This is a genomic window from Sphingomonas sp. MJ1 (PH-R8) (assembly GCF_048058635.1).
Taxonomy (GTDB): Bacteria; Pseudomonadota; Alphaproteobacteria; order Sphingomonadales; family Sphingomonadaceae; genus Sphingomonas.
Genome location: NZ_JBBEFX010000025.1, coordinates 1 through 17,974, shown reverse-complemented (window position 1 = coordinate 17,974; position 17,974 = coordinate 1). Strand labels below are relative to the sequence as shown.

General features: G+C 67.9%; 17 protein-coding genes and 1 tRNA gene. 8 read left to right on the top strand and 10 right to left on the bottom strand.

Annotation, left to right across the window (positions count from 1 at the left end; all coding sequences use genetic code 11):
* Positions 1–31 precede the first annotated feature (31 nt).
* Positions 32–421 (top strand): hypothetical protein, encoded by a 390-nt coding sequence (locus VPH46_RS15395; protein WP_416612602.1) that lies wholly within the window; start codon positions 32–34, stop codon positions 419–421.
* A gap of 70 nt (positions 422–491) precedes the next feature.
* Here the strand turns inward: VPH46_RS15395 and VPH46_RS15390 are convergent.
* The 3 genes from VPH46_RS15390 to VPH46_RS15380 all read right to left on the bottom strand — a co-directional run bounded on the left by VPH46_RS15390 (position 492) and on the right by VPH46_RS15380 (position 2,623).
* Positions 492–568: transfer RNA gene (locus VPH46_RS15390), tRNA-Pro, on the bottom strand.
* Between the two features lie 286 nt (positions 569–854).
* Positions 855–1,103, bottom strand: a complete 249-nt coding sequence (locus VPH46_RS15385) for a hypothetical protein (protein WP_125962314.1) — start codon at positions 1,101–1,103, stop codon at positions 855–857.
* 134 nt (positions 1,104–1,237) lie between these two features.
* Positions 1,238–2,623 (bottom strand): M20/M25/M40 family metallo-hydrolase, encoded by a 1,386-nt coding sequence (locus VPH46_RS15380; protein ID WP_416612600.1) that lies wholly within the window; start codon positions 2,621–2,623, stop codon positions 1,238–1,240.
* Between the two features lie 171 nt (positions 2,624–2,794).
* Here VPH46_RS15380 and ettA point away from each other — a divergent pair, with 171 nt between their 5' ends.
* Both ettA and VPH46_RS15370 read left to right on the top strand, forming a co-directional pair.
* Complete coding sequence (ettA, locus tag VPH46_RS15375) at positions 2,795–4,474, top strand: energy-dependent translational throttle protein EttA (RefSeq protein WP_416612598.1); 1,680 nt, start codon at positions 2,795–2,797, stop codon at positions 4,472–4,474.
* 116 nt (positions 4,475–4,590) lie between these two features.
* Positions 4,591–5,244 carry a peptidylprolyl isomerase gene (locus VPH46_RS15370; RefSeq protein ID WP_416612596.1) on the top strand — a complete coding sequence of 218 codons (654 nt, stop codon included), beginning with the start codon at positions 4,591–4,593 and terminating at the stop codon, positions 5,242–5,244.
* Positions 5,245–5,250: 6 nt separating this feature from the next.
* Here the strand turns inward: VPH46_RS15370 and VPH46_RS15365 are convergent, their stop codons facing one another.
* The 5 genes from VPH46_RS15365 to VPH46_RS15345 form a co-directional block, all read right to left on the bottom strand.
* Complete coding sequence (locus VPH46_RS15365) at positions 5,251–6,483, bottom strand: cytochrome P450 (protein WP_416612594.1); 1,233 nt, start codon at positions 6,481–6,483, stop codon at positions 5,251–5,253.
* Between the two features lie 38 nt (positions 6,484–6,521).
* A complete protein-coding gene (locus VPH46_RS15360) occupies positions 6,522–7,355 on the bottom strand; it encodes an NYN domain-containing protein (RefSeq protein ID WP_416612592.1) in 834 nt (277 codons plus the stop codon).
* Positions 7,356–7,471: 116 nt separating this feature from the next.
* A complete protein-coding gene (locus VPH46_RS15355; RefSeq protein ID WP_239436044.1) occupies positions 7,472–7,711 on the bottom strand; it encodes a hypothetical protein in 240 nt (79 codons plus the stop codon).
* A 50-nt stretch (positions 7,712–7,761) separates the two neighbouring features.
* Positions 7,762–8,244, bottom strand: a complete 483-nt coding sequence (gene greB, locus VPH46_RS15350) for a transcription elongation factor GreB (protein WP_416612590.1) — start codon at positions 8,242–8,244, stop codon at positions 7,762–7,764.
* 11 nt (positions 8,245–8,255) lie between these two features.
* Positions 8,256–10,313: a lytic transglycosylase domain-containing protein gene (locus VPH46_RS15345; RefSeq protein ID WP_416612587.1), complete on the bottom strand. Its 2,058-nt coding sequence runs from the start codon at positions 10,311–10,313 to the stop codon at positions 8,256–8,258.
* 66 nt (positions 10,314–10,379) lie between these two features.
* On the opposite strand from VPH46_RS15345, the gene dapA reads away from it, so the two are divergent.
* Both dapA and VPH46_RS15335 read left to right on the top strand, forming a co-directional pair.
* Complete coding sequence (gene dapA, locus VPH46_RS15340; RefSeq protein ID WP_317894138.1) at positions 10,380–11,264, top strand: 4-hydroxy-tetrahydrodipicolinate synthase; 885 nt, start codon at positions 10,380–10,382, stop codon at positions 11,262–11,264.
* A 104-nt stretch (positions 11,265–11,368) separates the two neighbouring features.
* Complete coding sequence (locus VPH46_RS15335; protein WP_416612627.1) at positions 11,369–11,812, top strand: PAS domain-containing protein; 444 nt, start codon at positions 11,369–11,371, stop codon at positions 11,810–11,812.
* Positions 11,813–11,821: 9 nt separating this feature from the next.
* On the opposite strand, the gene VPH46_RS15330 is transcribed toward VPH46_RS15335, so the two are convergent.
* Positions 11,822–13,669 (bottom strand): diguanylate cyclase, encoded by a 1,848-nt coding sequence (locus VPH46_RS15330; RefSeq protein WP_416612585.1) that lies wholly within the window; start codon positions 13,667–13,669, stop codon positions 11,822–11,824.
* On the bottom strand, positions 13,666–15,834 hold the full coding sequence (locus tag VPH46_RS15325) for a putative bifunctional diguanylate cyclase/phosphodiesterase (protein WP_416612582.1): 2,169 nt from the start codon (positions 15,832–15,834) through the stop codon (positions 13,666–13,668). Before VPH46_RS15325 ends, VPH46_RS15330 begins: the two co-directional genes overlap by 4 nt.
* A 68-nt stretch (positions 15,835–15,902) precedes the next feature.
* On the opposite strand from VPH46_RS15325, the gene VPH46_RS15320 reads away from it, so the two are divergent.
* From VPH46_RS15320 to VPH46_RS15310, 3 genes are all read left to right on the top strand, one after another.
* Entirely contained in the window at positions 15,903–16,439 is a 537-nt protein-coding gene (locus VPH46_RS15320; RefSeq protein ID WP_125962326.1) for a hypothetical protein, read from the top strand.
* On the top strand, positions 16,436–17,146 hold the full coding sequence (locus VPH46_RS15315; RefSeq protein ID WP_416612580.1) for a cellulose synthase operon protein YhjQ/BcsQ: 711 nt from the start codon (positions 16,436–16,438) through the stop codon (positions 17,144–17,146). The genes VPH46_RS15320 and VPH46_RS15315 overlap by 4 nt, the downstream gene beginning before the upstream one ends.
* 77 nt (positions 17,147–17,223) lie before the next feature.
* A partial coding sequence (locus VPH46_RS15310) for a glycosyltransferase (protein ID WP_416612625.1) occupies positions 17,224–17,974 on the top strand: 751 nt, incomplete at its 3' end.

Sequence of the window (17,974 nt, the reverse complement as noted above, 5' to 3'; positions counted from 1 at the left end):
GGCCGCCGTTTGGAGGACGAGGAGATCGCCCATGAACGACACCGGACCCTTCGACCGGGATCACCCGCAGGTAGATCCACAGCGGACCGAGCCCAAGAACGCCTTTGATCGCAGCGACGGCGCTTCGGGGCAGGAGTACACGCCCGAGCGTGCGCTGGAGGAATATGGCGACAGTCCCGTTGCGCCCGTCCACCAGAGCGGCCTGCCGCAGGGCGGCGCGTCTGCGCCCGAGGGGCAAGACCTCCCGCCCGACAATGGCAGCCGGGCCTGGATCAACCAGAAGACGGGCGAGGTGCACGGCAGCGGCGCAGGCGCGGGCGGCGGCAATCCGGGCGAGGACTATGACAGCGATCGCCAGGGCGGCTCCGGCTATCCGCTGACCGGGTCTGAGCAGGACGGGAAGGGGCAGGCTCCGGGCTGAGCCCACCGAGGCCGGGCAAGATCGAGGCACAACTCGCGCTCGGGCGTGCAGTCGATCAACGGCGCAGAGATGGTCGGGGAGACAGGATTCGAACCTGCGACATCCTGCTCCCAAAGCAGGCGCGCTACCAGACTGCGCCACTCCCCGACGCCGGCTTGCCCTTAGGCTCACCCCCCGCATCGGGGCAAGCGGCAATATCGCTCGTGGCAAGATAAGGCAGAATGCGGCAGGACTGCGCGCCACGAGTGCCGGAGGATGTCCGAGCGATCGCGGGAAGTTCGCCAACTTCTCCGAACCAAGATCTTCGCGGCCGAGCGAGAGCGCGGAAAGATTCCGAGCTGCCCCTCTCTCGCGCAGGCAAAAGAAAAGGGCGCCCCGTTGCCGGGACGCCCCTTCTAACCGGTCCGTCCGGATGAACCGGACGGGCGTCGGATCACATGGCGTTGGTTTCGCCCGCGTCCTCGACGTTGTCGGCTGCCTCGTGCAGGTTGTCAGCCTGGTTCTCGAGAGCGGCTTCCGAACCCTCGGTGGTGGCGTTGTCGGCCATGTCTTCCATGTTGTCGGCCATCATCTCGAGGTTGTCCGCCTGCGCGTCAGCCGCGTTTTCAGCCGGAGTGTTCGAACCGCAGGCCGTGAGCGACAGCAGGCCGGCGGCAGCAGCGACAAGAACGATCTTCTTCATTCGGGTGCTCCCAAGCAATCCAAAGTTCGCGGCCGGCCCGTCGCCGTCGCGAGGCTGCCGCAATAACGTTCGCGTCTGCGGCGTCAATCCCGCAAATTCATCCGCGTGTCATCATCGCGGCATTCTTGTGGCACTTAGTGGCCCGCAGCAGGGCGGGTGACTGCCCCGATTTCCTCCGGCGCATCCGCCACCACGGCCAGCATCGCCGTCCATGCAGCGACATTCTGCTGCAACTGCGCACGATCGATCTTGTCGAGCGTGTCGTCGGGCGTGTGGTGATAGTCGAAGTAGCGGGTGCCGTCCTGGCTGAGGTCCACGGCGGCAACGCCCTGGGCGAGCGTCGGCGCGATGTCGGTGCCGTCGCCCGCCACCGCATTGCCGCGGGTGATGCCGAGCGGCGCGAGTGCTGTCTGCAGCCGGTCGGCGATCGCGCTTGCGCTGGCGGGAAGGGCGGTGTCGAACTTCCAGACCCGGTCGGCGCCGAAATCCGATTCGGCTGCCAGTGCGTGCCGTTCGCCCGCGTGCGCCTTGGCATAGGCGATGCCGCCGAAGCCGCCGACTTCTTCCGCGCCGAACCACACCACACGGATCGTGCGCCGCGGCCGGCCGGCCGCCATGATGCGCTTTGCGGCGGCAGCCGTGATCGCAACGCCGCTCGCGTCGTCGATCGCGCCGGTGCCCAGGTCCCAGCTGTCGAGATGGCCGCCGATCAGCACGACGCCAGCCTTCGGGTCGCGGCCGGGTACCTCGGCGATGACGTTGCCGGACTCGCGCGTGCCGATCTGCCGCGGGGTGAGCAGCAGCTTCACGCGCACGGGTTTGCCGCGTTCGAGCACGCGTTCCAGCTGCTCGGCATCCGGAAGCGAGAGCGCGGCGGCCGGGATTGGTGCCACGCCTTCGGGGAAGTTGGTGACGCCGGTGTGCGGGTTGCGATGATAGTCGGTGCCGATCGAGCGGATCAGGATCGCGGCCGCGCCCTTGCGGGAAGCGATCGCCGGCCCCGCGCGGCGGACCTGCCCGAACGGGCCGTAGCTCGATCCGTCCTGCGCCGCGTGCATCGCATGGCTGACGAAGGCGATCTTGCCCGCGACGCTTGCGGCGGGTGCTGCTTCCAGGTCGGCGAGGGTCGGGAAATAGACCACTTCCGCTTCTACGCCCTCCGCCGGCGTCGCGCCCGAGTTGCCGAGGGCGGCGAGGTGGAGCTGCTGGGGGAAGGGGGCGACGATCGACGCCTTCTCCTCGCCGCGTACCCAGACCGGCATCTGATAGGGTTCGATGCGGACGTTGCTGAAGCCCAGCGCCTTGAGCTTGGCCACCGCCCAGGTGCGCGCCCGCGCTTCGTCGTCGGTGCCGGCGAGGCGCGGCCCGATCTCGGTGGTGAGCCCTTCGGTGATGTCCCAGGCGATCTCGTCCTTCAGCGCGGCGTCGCGCAGCTTCGCGACCTGGGCGGGGGACATCTGCGCCATCGCAGGCAGCGGCAGGGCGAGGGCGGCGAGCAGAAGGGCAGGCTTGAGCGGCATGGGCGTTCCGTCATGGGAGTGGCACGGGAAGCGGACGCCCCCCGCGGCCATGATGCGGCGCAGCCCGTTCGGGCGCAAGTCGCCCGCCCCCGCGTTGCCAATCGCGCCTCGGATCGCTATGTCCCGGTGCGAAAATCCCAGACCTGTAGACCCGCTTTTTTGGAGACCCCTGTGGCCGCCCAATACGCCTTCGTCATGAAGGACATGACGAAAACCTTCCCCGGCGCCCAGAAGCCGGTGTTGTCCAACATCAACCTGCAATTCTACCAGGGCGCCAAGATCGGCATCGTCGGCCCGAACGGCGCCGGCAAGTCGACGCTGATGAAGATCATGGCCGGCGTCGACAAGGACTTCACCGGCGAAGCCTGGCCCGGCGAGAACATCACCGTCGGCTATCTGGAGCAGGAGCCCCAGCTCGATCCGACCAAGACGGTGCTGGAGAACGTCAAGGACGGCGCGCGCGAAGTGGCCGACATGGTCGATCGCTTCAACGCGATCTCGGCCGAGATGGGCGATCCCAAGGACGACACCGACTTCGACGCCCTGATGGAAGAGATGGGCACGCTCCAGGAGAAGATCGACGCCGTCGACGGCTGGACGCTCGACAACCAGCTCGAGGTGGCGATGGAGGCCCTGCGCTGCCCGCCGTCCGATTGGCCGGTCGAGAACCTGTCCGGCGGTGAAAAGCGCCGCATCGCGCTCACCCGCCTGCTGATCCAGAAGCCGTCGATCCTGCTGCTCGACGAGCCGACCAACCACCTCGACGCCGAAAGCGTCAAGTGGCTGGAAAACCACCTGAAGGAATATGCGGGCGCGGTGCTGATGATCACCCACGACCGCTACTTCCTCGACAACGTGGTCGGCTGGATCCTCGAAATCGACCGCGGCAAGTACTTCCCGTACGAGGGCAACTACTCGACCTACCTGGAGAAGAAGGCCAAGCGCCTGGAGCAGGAGGACCGTGAGGCGTCCGGTCGCCAGAAGGCGATCCAGGACGAGCTCGCCTGGATCCGGCAGGGCGCCAAGGGCCGCCAGACCAAGTCCAAGGCGCGTATCGCCAAGTTCGACCAGCTGGTCGCCAGCCAGGAAAGCCGCAAGCCGACCGGCGCCCAGATCGTCATCCAGGTGCCCGAGCGGCTGGGCGGCAAGGTGATCGAAGCCAAGGGCCTGACCAAGGCCTATGGCGACAAGCTGCTGTTCGAGAACCTGGACTTCTCGCTTCCCCCCGGCGGCATCGTCGGCGTGATCGGCCCGAACGGCGCCGGCAAGTCGACGCTGTTCAAGCTGCTGACCGGCCAGGAACAGCCGGATTCGGGCGAGATCGACATCGGTACCACGGTGCGCCTTGGCTATGTGGACCAGAGCCGCGATCACCTCGACCAGAAGAAGAACGTCTGGGAGGAGATTTCCGACGGGCTCGACTATGTGAAGGTCAACGGCCACGACATGTCGACGCGTGCCTATGTCGGCGCGTTCAACTTCAAGGGCCAGGACCAGCAGAAGAACGTCGGCAAGCTGTCGGGCGGTGAGCGCAACCGCGTCCACATCGCCAAGATGCTCAAGAAGGGCGGCAACGTGCTGCTGCTCGACGAACCGACCAACGACCTCGACGTCGAAACGCTCGGCGCGCTGGAAGAGGCGATCGAGAACTTCGCGGGCTGCGCCGTGGTCATCAGCCACGACCGCTTCTTCCTCGATCGTCTCGCGACGCACATCCTGGCGTTCGAGGGCAACAGCCACGTTGAATGGTTTGAAGGCAACTTCGAGGCCTATGAGGAAGACAAGCGCCGTCGCCTGGGCGACGCCGCCGATCGTCCGACCAGCCTGGCCTACAAGAAGCTGACGCGCTGATCGCGTCTTTCTGAACATTCGGGAGGGGCGGGCGGCCAGGTGCCACCCGCCCCTTGCTTGCCTGGCGGGCGCGGGCAGCGGGTCCCAAAGGCCGCCATCAGGCGTTAGGGTGCCCTATGCGTTCGATTCTTGCCCTCGCTCTTGCCGCGCCGCTGCTCTTCCTCGCCACCCCCGCACTGCCGCAGGCGAAGCCGGCGCCGGGCACTATCCGCGTACGACTGGTGACTTCGGCCGGGCCGATCGTGCTCGCGCTGGACGGGAAACGCGCGCCGAAGACCACCGCGAACTTCCTCAAATACGTCGACGACGGCCGGCTCGACGGGACGAAATTCTACCGTTCCGCGCCGCGCAAGCGCGATCCGAAGCACGGCTTCATCCAGGGCGGGGTGGGGACCGACGCGCGGCGGACCTTGAGCCCGGTCGTGCTGGAGCCGACCGACAAGACCGGCATCCGGCATCTCGATGGTGTCGTGTCGATGGCGCACGCCGCCGACCCGGATTCCGCCACGGGCAATTTCTCGATCATGGTGGGGCCGAACCCGTCGCTCGACGCGCGCGGCAGCTATCGCGGCTATGCAGCCTTCGGCCGCGTGGTGAGCGGCATGGACATCGTCCGCAAGATCCTGGCGCTGCCGACCTGCTGCGGACGCGAGGCGATGAAGGGGCAGATGATCGTCAAGCCGGTGCAGATCCTGCGAGCCCAGCGCCTCGACGGGGTCCCCAAGCCCACGGGGTTGAGCAAGCCCTGGCTGCTCAACATCCGCCGCTAGAGCCGGTCAGGCAAAGCGCAGGCGGAGATCGCTTCGCGGAAGCGTCGGAAACCGGTCGTGGGGGATGGTCAGGTCCTGCGGCGGCAACCGGTACTCGGCGGCGAGGAGAAGCGGCACCAGCCGCCGTAGCAGCGCGAGGGTGATCCACTCGCCGGGGCAGCGGTGATCGTCCGCATGAGCGCCCGCGCCTTGCGGGATCAGGGCAAAGGCGCCGGGCTCGCGATCGAGGAACCGTTCCGGACGGAACGCCTCGGGAGCGTCCCACAGCCGGGGATCGTGGTTGGTGGCGTGCAGCCCCAGCATCACCCAGTCGCCCTGGCCGAACTCGTGTTCGCGGAACCGGAAGGGCGTCCGGACGCGGCCGCCGATGACAGGGAAGAAGGGGTAGAAGCGCCGCACCTCCTGCGCGAATGCCTGAAGCCGCGCGGGCTCCCGATCTGCCACAAAGGCTGCCGCGCCGGGCTCCTGGTGGAGCGCGAGGGTGGCGAAGCAGAGGAAGCGCGCCACGGCGACCGTCGGCCGCACGATGTTGAGCAGTTCGACGCCCGCGGTGCGCAGGTCCAGCAGTTCGCCATCGAGATCGCGGAAGCCGCCAAGGTGCGCGATCGGCGTGTCCTTCTCCGCGGTACGCGTGCCGTCGCGCACCTGCGTCACGACCTCACGCGCCCAGCGCTCGGCACGGCGGCGCAGCGCCAGGCCGCGCCAAGCGCGCGTACCGACGCTGCCGGCACCGTCGATCATCGCCAGCATCTCATGGGTGCGGCGGTCCAGCGCATCCGCTTCCATCGGAACGCCCAGCCAGTCACAGGCGGCACCGCACAGCAGGCGTCCGAACGCCTCGTGCATCCGCACCTCCTCCTGGTTGCGCCACTGCGGGAGTTCGGCATGCCAGCGGCGCTCGAACGCGTCCGCCAGCGCCTCGGCCGGATCACCGACCATCATCGACAGGAACAGCTGCTTGCGATGGCGGTGGGCAGCGCCGTCCAGGGTCTGGACGCTGCCCTTGTCCTGTAGCTGCCGCAGCGTCGTCTGCGGCATCGCGCCGGCGCGGGTGAAGCTTTCCCCGTCGTAGAAGCGGCGCGCCGCCTCTTCGCCCATCATGCACACGACCGGCCGAAGCAGGATACGCGCGCGGAACACATCGGTCCCGAGTGCGCGGCAGCGGTTGCCGATCCAGTCATATCCTTCCGAAAAGAAGGCGCGGGTGCTGTCGAGCGACGGGTCGTGGGGAAGCTCCATCCCGACAGAAGCGCCGGAGCCGCCGGAGCGTTCCCGGATCAGCGCACCCGCTTCACGAACACGCCATTGTCCCGCCGCTCGACCTGGAAGTTCGGCACCTGCTCGATCAGGTCGGACAGGCGCGCAAAGCCGTAGTTGCGGGTATCGAAGCTCGAGCGGTTGCCGGCGCGCTGCCCCACTTCCGAAAGGCTGGCGAACTTCTGCGCGTCCTGCCGCGATTGTGCATAGGCATCCAGCAGCAGCTTCACGAGTGCGGCGTCGACCTTGCGCTTCTGGTTGGCGGCCGCGGGCTCGGCGGGCGGCGGCTTTACTGCCGCGGTGCTGCTGATCGCTGCCGGTTTGGCCGCGGTCCGCGTTCGCCCGATCGCGGGCGGCAGGATCAGTTCGGGCTCGGGCTCCGCCTCGCCCTGGAGAGCGCGGGCACGCGAGACGTCGATGAAGCGGGTGCAGGATTCCCGGAATCCCTCGGGCGTGCGGTCGGTGCCGAAGCCATAGACCGGCACCCCCTCCTGGCGGATGCGCTGGGCCAGCGGCATGAAGTCGCTGTCCGACGACATGATGCCAAAGCCCGTGATGCGCCCGCGGAACAGCAGGTCCATCGCGTCGATCGTCATCTTCATGTCGGTCGCGTTCTTGCCCTTGGTCACGTCGAACTGCTGGAAGGGTTCGATGCCATAGCGCAGCGTTAAGTCTGCCCAACCCTTCAACGCAGGCTTGCGCCAGTTGCCGTAGATGCGTCGGACGTTGACCGTACCCAGCTCCGCCAGGATCGTGAGCACATAGTCCAGCGACGCATGGGACGCGTTGTCCGCGTCGATCAGCAGCGCGACGTTGCCCGTAGGGGCGGTCGGGTGGGGCGGGGAGCGATCCATGGCCAATCCCTAGAGCAGCCGGCGGCGGTTGGCGATGCGGCGACCGAAAACGGGCCCCCGCCGATGGCGAGGGCCCGTCCGCGCGACGAACTCGCTAACGGGGTAACGCTTGAAGTTCAGGCGTCCGGCGCACGCTGGTTGCGGCGCGCCTGGTCGTTATGGATCGCGTCATCCTTCTTGGGACGGGTGAGCGCCTCGGGATCGAGCGCCTGGGCCACCTCGTTCTGGCTCGCCACGTCGCGCTGCAGGTTGCCGCCGGCGCTGCTTGCGGTGGCGGGGGTGTCCTCGGCCTGGGCCGCGTCGATCACGGCGTGGTCGTCGTGGATGCGGGCACTCTCGGTGCGCGGGTTTTCCATGGTTGCTCTCCTTCGCCGCTATCAATCGACGAAGGGGCAGGGGCGTTCCGTCAGTCCGCCGGATAGGTGATGGCGATCACCTCATATTCGCGCTCGCCCGCCGGCAGCATCACGCGGCGCAGATCGCCCACCCCGGCGCCGCGCAAGGCCCGGGCGAGGGGGGCATTCCAGCCGATCCGACCGCTGCCCGCTTCCGCCTCGTCGTCGCCGACCAGCGTCAGCACGCGCTGGTTGTCGTCCTCGTCCGCGATGGTGAGCGTCGCGCCGAACCAGGCGCGGCTGCGGTCCGGCTGCTGCGCGGGGTCGACGACCTTCGCCGCCTTCATCCGCTTGGCCAGCCACCCGAGCCGCCGATCGATCTCGCGCAATCGCTTGCGGCCATAGATATAGTCGCCGTTCTCCGAACGATCGCCATTGCCGGCGGCCCAGGAGATGGTCTCCACCAGCTGGGGCCGCTCGGTCGCGAACAGCGCGTCATATTCCGCCTTCAGCGCCGCATAGCCGGCCGGCGTGATGTAGTTCGGGCGATCCATCGGAAAGGAACTCAACCGGGCCGGTTCTTGCCCAGGTACCACGACAGGTTCGCCGGCCCGCGCGAGCGGGCGTGCTGCGGGTTCAGCAGGTCGTAGACGACCGCATTCTCCAGCACGCGCTGCACATAGTTGCGGGTCTCGGTATAGGGGATCGATTCCACCCAATCGAGCGTGTCCACGGCACCCGTACGCGGATCGCCGAAGGCGCCAAGCCACTTGTTCACGTTGCCTGGCCCGGCATTGTACGCCGCCACCGCCAGCGGATAGCTGCCGCCGTAATAGTCGAGCATCCGCTGGAAATAGCTCGATCCCAGCTGGATGTTGTAGCCGGTGTCGCTGGTCAGCGAGCCGCTGTCGTAGCTCAGCCCCAGCTTGCTCGCCGCCTCGCGGGCGGTGCCGGGCATTAGCTGCATCAGCCCGCGCGCGCCGGCATGGCTTACCGCGGCGCGATCGAACTGGCTCTCCTGCCGCGCGATCGCGTGGATCATCGTGAAGTTGCTCTGCTGCGTCGCAGGCACCGGCACGGACGGATAGCCTGCCACCGTATAGTCGCTGTGGCCGTTCATCAGCGCGCTGCGCCCGACCATCACGCCCAAATCCGGCCGGCCGATCTTCTTGGAAAGCTCGGCCGCGAGCGCATGATCGGTGTCGCTGGTCGCGGCATTGGCGATCTGGCGCACGAACAGCGTCTGGTCCTGATAGGCGCCGGTGCGGCCGAGATACTGCACCGCCTGCACCACTTCGCGGCCATAGAATGCCTGGCGCGTCGCCGGGTCTGGCGCCACCGCTGCCGTCGCGGAGGGCGCCCGCAAGGGCCGGCCCAGCCGCTCGAGCGCAAGCTGGCCATAGTAGACGTCGGATAGGGCCGCCGCGCTTTCGTACCAGCGGTTCGCGGTCGCCGTGTCGCCCGCGGCTTCGGCTGCACGTGCCGCCCAGTAGAAACCCTTGGCTCGGGTGGTGGGCGTACGCGATCCATTGCCGTAGCGGCTGAACATGCCGACCGCGTCTGCCGGGCGGCCGAGGTTCTTGAGCGCGATGCGCCCGGCAAGCCAGGCGAGGCTCGTATAGTCGTCACGCTCGCCATAGGGCTTGTCCGACACGTCGGTGCCAGCCGGATAGGCGTCGTCGATCTGGCGCGCGATGTCGAACGCCGCCGCATATTGCCGGTCGTTCGCCGCGCCGCTCGCGTTCGCGAGCAGCACTTCGTACCATTTCTCCACATTGCCCGGCAGCGCGGATAGCGTGCGCGGCTGGGCCAGGTAGGCGCGCGCGGCGGGGCTTTGCCCGGAATTGCGCAGCCAGGTCGCGCGATCCGCGATGAAGCCCGGATCGTTGCGATCGGCGCCCACCACCATGCCGCCCAGCATCGACGCGTCTGGCGCATTGGTGCGGAACGCCAGGCGGGCGCGGAACAGCGCCTGCTTGGCGGGCGAGACATAGGGAAGCTCGCGCGCGGCCACGGTGGTCGAATTCGCCCACAGCAGCCGGTCCACGCGCGCCTCGCGATCGGCCGGCGTCAGTGCGCTGGAGAAGCCGCTGATCAGGCGCGCCTCGTCGGAGGGCCGCAGGACGCCGCTCCGCCAGGCAGCACGTGCCGCCTCCCGTGCCGCGTCGGCGCGGCCCATCGCCATCAGCGCCTCGGCATTGCGGAGGCGGCCGGCCGCGGTCAGCGGCGGAAACCGCTCGAAGAAGCGCACCGTGATCGACGGATCGCCCGCACCCGGCGCCGTTTCTGCTGCCGCGCGACGGCTCGTCTCGCCCGGCCAGCCCGGATGGGCGAGCAGGAATCGCGCATAGTCGGTGAAGGGCAGGTTGTCCGACTGCTGCAGCCGCTTCCACTCGGCGAGCGGCGCTGCGATCGGATCGCTCGGCACCACCGGCTGGACCATCTGCTGGCTCGCCGGATACTGGCCGGGAAGCTGCTGCGGCACGGGCAGCGCCTGGCCGTAGAGGAACGAGGCGGCATGATGCTGGAGGGGGTCGGAGGCGACCGACGCGCCGGTCACGCCCGCCGCGAGCAACCCGCCCTTCAACATGTTCGAAAGCAAGGGGGTGAGCATGCTGGACATGATATGGAAGCCGGCCCTATGTCGCCAGCCAATTCTTCCCTTTTGTTGCTTGGAGCGTCCCTGCCCATGTTCTCCGGCTCGATCCCGGCCCTGGTCACCCCGTTCACGGACGGCGCGTTCGACGAGGCCGCCTTCCGCGCGCACATCGACTGGCAGATCGAGAGCGGCTCCACCGCCCTGGTGCCCTGCGGCACGACGGGGGAGGCGGCGACGATGACGATCGCGGAGCACAATCACGTGGTGCGCGTCTGCATCGATCAAGCCGCGGGCCGCGTGCCGGTGATCGCCGGTTGCGGATCGAACGACACGTCGGTGGCGCTGGAGCATGTGCGGGCGGCGAAGGGTGCGGGCGCGGCTGCGGCGCTGCTCGTGCCTCCCTATTACAACCGCCCCAACCAGGAGGGCGTGTTCCGCCATTTCGAGGTGCTGGCGCGCGACGGCGGGCTGCCGATCGTCCTCTACAATGTGCCGGGCCGCACCGTGACCGACATTGCCGTCGAGACGATGGCGCGAATCGTGACGGCCTTCCCGGATGTCGTCGTCGGGCTCAAGGATGCCACCGGCGCCATCCAGCGCGTCTCGGCGCAGCGTGCCGCCTGCGGCGCCGACTTCTGCCAGCTGTCGGGCAATGACGACATGGCGCTGGCGTTCATGGCGATGGGCGGACGCGGCTGCATCTCGGTCACCGCGAACGTGGCGCCGGCGCTCTGCGCGGAGTTCCAGGACGCGTGCCTGGCAGGGGATTATGGCCGTGCGCTCACGCTCCAGGACCAGCTCTATCCGCTGCACGCAGCACTGTTCAGCGATGCGTCGCCAGGCCCCGTGAAGTATGCGCTCAATCGCCTGCGCCCCGGCTTCTCGGCCGAAATGCGCCTGCCGATGACGCCACCGTCCGAAGCGAGCCGCAAGGCGGTCGACGCGGCATTGGTGCACGCCGGGCTCATTCAATAACATCAGGGGGGGGCACGACCCCGCTTCCGGATGCGCCGCCCGTAAGCTACTGTCACCAGCGGGAAAGACGGTCATGAGGACGTCTTCCTTGGGGGGCTGTGGTGATGCTCAGAATGCAGCGCGCGACGGCCTATGCAGGGCGCATCGAAGCAGGTGAGCCCTTCGACACGCTCGACGACTGCGAAGACGCAATCCTGATCACCGAGGCGGCGCTTGCAGTGCCCGGCCCCCGCATCGTCTACGTCAATGCCGCGCTGGAGCGGCTGTGCGGTTATTCGCGCGAGGAGCTGCTGGGGAACACGCCCCGCCTGCTGCAGGGCTATGACACGGATCGGGAGGAATTGGCGCGGCTCCGGCGCGAGCTTGAGAGCCGGAGCCACGCCGAAGGCGAAATCATGAACTATGACAAACGCCGCCAGGAGTATGTGCTCGGATGGACGATCGTACCCATTCGTGACTCCGCGGGAGCGGTGCGCAACTGGCTTTCGCTCCAGATCGACGTGCTTCGGGAGAGCGCGGGCATGCGGGCGCAACCACCCGCGGCCTGAGCGGGCAGCCTATTCCGCCGCCTCGTCCACCCGCGGCGGCACCACTTCGATGCGGTCGCGGCCCAGCCGCTTGGCGCGGAACAGGGCCCGGTCCGCCTCTCCGATCAGGGTGTCCGTCGATCGTTCGTCGGCAGCGTTCCAGACGTCGATGCCGAACGACATGGTCACCGGCCCGAGGCGTTGTCCACGAAACTCGATCGTCATCTCGCGCACGGCGCGGCGAAGCTCGTCCACGCGGCGGCAGATCAACTCCAGCGAGGCACCGGGGGCGATGACGGTGAACTCCTCGCCGCCATAGCGGCACACGATGTCGCCATGGCGGAAATGCGCCTGGATCTGACCTGCGACCTCGCGAAGCAGCGCATCGCCCGCCTCGTGGCCGTGCGTGTCGTTGAAGCGCTTGAAGTGATCCACGTCCGCCATGACGACCGCCAGCGGCGCGCCGGTCCGCTGGGCGCGTGCCGCTTCGATCTGCATCGCCTCTTCCAGGTACCGACGGTTGAACAGGCGGGTCAGCGGATCGCGGATGGATTGTTCGCGAAGGCGCGCCCGCAGGTTCTCGTTCACCAGTGCGAGCGCCACATTCTCCATCAGCAGTTCGAGGCGGAAGCGGTCCTCCGGACTCGACAGCCCCTCAACGTAGATCAGGCCCAGGACCTCGCCGCCCGCAATGACCGGTTCGCACATCCGTTCGACGGGAACGCTTCCGCTGGCGTGCACGCAGACGATGTCGGCTCCGGGCCGCGCGACTTCGTGCGACTGGCCGCGGCGGAGCGCCCAGCATTGGTCCGGCAGGAAGGTTTCCGGGTTCGCGTAGGGCTCACCCCAGGTCGAGATGCGGATGAGCAGGTTGTGCGAATGGTTGAGGACGTAGAGCGCGCCGGCCAGGTCCGGCAGGACCTGCGGCAGGAAACAGTCGAGCACGGTCGTGAGCTCGCCCTCGTCGCGGATCGCCTGCAGCCTCCGGGCCATCCCGCTCAGGAGCTCGATCGACTTCTGTCGCGTCTCCAGGGCCCGGCTTCGCTGGACCAGCTCGGCATTGGCACGGGCGAGCTGTGCCTCCGCCATGTTGGATTGCTCGATGGCGCTCGCCAGTTGCTCCGCCATGACATTGTGGGCGCGGGCGAGTTCGCGGAATTCGACACCGCCTGCCACTTTCGCGCGGGCATCCCGGTCCCCGCCACCGAAGCGGTTGACCGCGTCGAGCAGGTTCTCGAGCGGCCGGGTCATCCCCGTGCGGATCTGCCAGCCCAGCAGCAGGATCAACAGCGCGAGCAGGGGGCAGCCGACGAACAGGAGCACGCGGACGAGTTCGTAGCTCTGGTTCGCGTCTTCCGTCCGCTGGAGGAGAAGGCGCCGCTCGTCGTCCCGCATCGCCATGGTGATGGCGTTGATCTGCTGCATCAGCGATCGGCCGCGCTCGCGCGAGACGGGGTTCGCCGCCTGCGTCGCCCCAACTCGCCGGCCGCGCTGCACCGCCCGCGTCATGACCAGGGCCTTGTCGGTCGCGAGGCTTCGCAAGGCCTCGGCCCGCTGCAACTGCTGTGGATTGTCTTGGACGAGCTCGATCACGGTATCGCGAAGCGTGGCCGCGCGGGCGATGTTGTCGTCGAAGTTCGCGAGGTACGAAGCATCGTCGGTCAACAGATAGCCGCGAAGTCCGGACTCGGCCTGGCCGAGGTTGGCTTGCAGCGAATTCAGGCTGATGATGACCCGTTGCGAGTGCCCGACCCAGTCGAAGGCGGCGCGCGATTGGTAGCTGCTGTGAAGGAGAAGCCCGCCGAGCGACAGGGTGGCGATGGCGCAAAGGGCCATTACCGCATAGATGCGGGCGCTGAGGGAGGCGAGGATCTTCACGCGCGCACTCCGCTCGGTTGCAGCGGGTGTCGCTGCCGCATCCATTCCTCGAACCGGGGCGCTGGCATCGGACGGCCGAACAGATAGCCCTGGCCACTCCGGCAACCGCTGGTACGCACCAGCTCCCGTTGCGCCTCGTTCTCGATGCCCTCGGCCAGCACGTCGAGGCCGAGCCCGGCGCCAAGCGTCGCGATGGCTGCCACAATCAGGGCGTCCGGCCCGTCCGCCGTGATGTCCTTCACGAAGCTGCGATCCACCTTCAGCCGGTTCAGTGGGCAGGCTTTCAACATGCTCAGTGCCGCATAGCCGGTGCCGAAATCATCGAACGCGACGCGGACTCCCTGCGCGTGCAACGCCATCAGCGCCTCGAGCGTGGCTGCGTCGTGGCGGAGCATGACCTTTTCGGTCACCTCCAGTTCCAGCGCGGTCGGGGCCAGTCCGGTCCGGTTGAGGATCGCGCGGACCTCGCCTGCCAGGTCCCGGCCGCGGAACTGAGCCTCGAATAGGTTCACGCTCATCCGGAACCGCGGCTCGCGCCGCCGCCACCCGACGGCCTGGGAGCAGGCGGTCTCCAGCACCCAGGTGCCGACTTCCGCTGCCAGCGGCCCGTGCTCGATCTGGTCCAGGAACTCGCCCGGCACCAGCAATCCGCGCTCCGGGTGGTTCCAGCGGATCAGGGCCTCGGCACCGATGAGGCTTCCGTCCGCGAGATCCACCTGGGGCTGATAGAACAGCTCGAACTCTCCCCGGGCCAGCGCCTGGGCCAGTGCCTCTCCGGCATCGCCTTCGTCCAGGGGCTCGTGCTTCAGGGCCTCTCCATACACGCGCCGGGTCCGTTTTCCGTCCCGCCGAGCGTCCTGGAGCGCGGCGCCGGCGGCTGCCATCAGACATTCGGCGTTGTCGGCATGCTTGGGGTAGCAGGCGATGCCCACCTGAGCGCGGAGGCGGAGGCGCTGCTTGCCGATCTCGAACGGCGCGATCAACGATCCAAGGATACGGTCCGCGACGACCAGCGCGGCGGAACGCGGCTCGCCCGGCTGCATCGGGCGCAGGACCGCAAACTCCTCTTCGTCCAGCCGCGTGACCGTGTCGCCTGGGGACACGCTGTCGAGGAGGCGGCGCGCGACCTTCTGCAGGGCGATGTCCCGGCTTCCGGGCGATGCCGTGGGCTCCAGCTGACGGAGCCCTGCCACGCCGACGCGGAGCAGATGGATCTGCTCGCCTCGCTCGAGGAATTCGGTGATCCGCTCCACCAGTACGGTCCGGGTCGGCAGGCCCGTAATGGGGTCCTGGTTCGCAGCATGCACGGCGAGGTCGTCGCTGCGTCGTCGCGACCCGATGTCCCGCACCACGACGTCATAGCCGGCCGGGCTTCCGCTGGAGGAGCTTGCGTGAACCAGCACCTCGACCGGGAACAACGTCCCGTTCGACCGCCTGGCATCCAGGTCCGTGGGCGTGTCGAGTAGCGTTGCCATTCCCGCCGCATCGCGGAGGGAGGGGAGGAAATCGACCAGCTGGGATCCCGTCGCTTCGGACGCGGCAACACCGAACAGGCGCGCTGCCGCCTCGTTCCAGAAGGTTATCCGGCCCTGTGCATCGGTACAGGCGACCGCCTCCGAAGAAGCGGCGGCGGCAGGGCGAAAACGGGCAGGACCAGCGGCGCGCGCATGCGCCAGCCGCAGTTCCTCCATCCTCTCGGCGGCTCGAAGTCCCAACGCCCGCAGCGCCTGGCGATCCCGTGCCGAAAAGCCGCCGCGCGGACGCTGGTCGATCACGCACAAGGTGCCGACGATGTGGCCCGATGGGGCGCGAAGGGGGGCGCCTGCATAGAAGCGGACATAGGGCGGGCCGACCACGAGCGGGTTGTCGGTGAAGCGCGGGTCGAGCTTTGCATCGAGCACGACCAGCAGGTCGTCGCTTTCCAGTGCGTGCGAGCAGAAGGAAACGTCGCGCGGGGTGCCGCCCTGCTCCAGGCCCAGGCGGGCGACGAACAACTGGTCGGCTTCCCGCACCAGCGTGACAAGTGCGACGGGAGCCTCGAAGCGGCGCGCTGCTGCGCCTGCGATCTCCTGAAGGCGCGGATCCGCCTTCGGATCGCTCAGGCCATATTCTGCAACCGCAGCCAGCCGGGCGCCTTCGTCTGCACTAATCTTCGCTCGTCTCACACGCACACCTCACCAGGTGGCTCTGTCGTTAAACCGGAATAGTTAAAAACTGCGAACACCGTTCTAAAATGGGTCGACTGCACCCGGGTTCCTTCTGGCCCAAGTCCACACGGAGCCTCTACGGTGAAGAAATCGATCTGCCAGTGGCGAAACGGGGGCGCCGCCGCTATGCAATATGCTTCGTTAACTATCTTGCCGTAGGTGTCGAGCTGAACAAGGGGACAGCCATGCGGCAGGACGCGAAAACGCTGCTCGATCGTCTCGATCGGCATTATCTCGAATATCAGGACTTCACGGCGGTCGCCGAGGAGATCGAGTTGTGGCCGCTGTTTCAGACGCTGCTTCGCGATCCGCGGATCGTAGGAAACCGCGAACAGTCCGTGCCGGCGTCGGGCTCTGCTGCTGCGGATGGCACGCTGCCCTCCGCTCAGGAGGTGGCACCTGCCGCGCCCCGGTCTCCTTCCGCAGAGGCGGAGGCCCGACCGGCCGCCGGTCTGTTCGGTCGATATGGGCGGGCCGCAGCACCTGCCCCCAAGGTTCCCGAGCCGGCCCGTGAGCCGGATCTCCGCAACTTCCTCCATGATCTCGGGAAAGGCCGCGCATGACCATGATCCTGATGCGCTCGCCCAAGGGCGGCGTGGGCACCACCTTCCTGACCGCCCGGCTGGCGATCGCGCTTGCGGGGCGGGGGCATGACGTTTCTGCGGTGGACTGCACCACCCAGGAGGCGCTCAAGCTCTATTTTGGCCTGTCGCCCGCCCAGACGCTGGAGATGCTGGATGCCGAGGCGACGCCCGACGCCATTGCCGGCGTCGAGCTGTTCCAGGCGTATCCCGAGCAGAATGTGGAACACGTGGCGGACCAGCTGCTCGCCCGTTGCGCCAAGGGGAAAGTCTGCCTGGTGGACCTGGGCACGGCAAGCGCGCAGCTGCGCGACCGCCTGCTACCGCATGCCGCGCTGGAGATCTGCACGCTGGCGCCTTCGCCGCTGGCGCTGGCTTCGCTGACCAAGGTCGATGCCCTTACCTCGGTTCTGTCGCTCACGCGTACGGCCTTCGTCCTCAACCAGATGGACGACCGCCGCCGCCTGTCGAACGACATTCACAAGCTGGTGCGCACGCTGCTGGGGGACCAGCTGCTCGGCACGGTGCGCCGCGACGAGGCGGTGATGGAGGCCCTGGCCGCCATGAAGCCGCTCGCCACCTTCGCCCCGGCCAGCGCGGCCCTGACGGATGTCGAACGGCTGACGGAGACGGTGATCGCACGCTGCGGCCTCACGCCGGCCGGACGCTGGCAGGACGCTGCCGCATGAGCCAAGGGGCGGCGATGACGGAGCCCGCCTCGCCGATGTCGCGCGTGGCGCGCGTGCTGATCGCGATACCCGTCCTGATGGCGGTCGTCGCGGTGCTTCTGATTCCGCTCGATTTCCGCACCCAATGGATTTTCGCGGGCACCACCATCATCGGTGCGCTGCTGATCGGGCGCAACAAGTCCCGTCGGGGCACCCTTGCGATCGCCGCGCTCTCGCTGCTGATGTCGACGCGCTACCTGATCTGGCGGACGACGACGACGCTGGAGTTCGACTCCATCCCGGAAATGCTGCTGGGCACCGGCCTCTACCTGGCCGAGCTCTATGCCTGGGTGATCCTGGTGCTCGGCTTCCTGCAGACCAGCTGGCCGCTCGATCGCCCGGTAATCGAGATCGAGGGGACGCCCGACACCTGGCCGATGGTCGATCTCTACATCCCGACCTACAACGAGAGCCTCGAGATCGTCCGTAACACCGCGTACGCGGCGATGGACATGGACTATCCGCGGGAACGCTTCCGCGTGTTCATCCTGGATGACGGGCGCCGCCCGGAGTTCCGGGCGATGGCCCGCCAGGTCGGCTGCGGCTATCTGACCCGCACGGACAATCTCCACGCCAAGGCGGGCAACATGAACGCCGCGCTCCGCAAGACGGAGGGCGAGCTGATCGCGATCTTCGACTGCGACCATGTGCCGACCCGCGCCTTCCTGCAGCTGACGGTCGGCTGGTTCCAAAAGGATCCGAAGCTCGCGTTGCTGCAGACGCCGCACCACTTCTATTCGCCCGATCCCGTGCAGCGGAACTTGGCGGGGGCGGGCGACATGCCGGGGG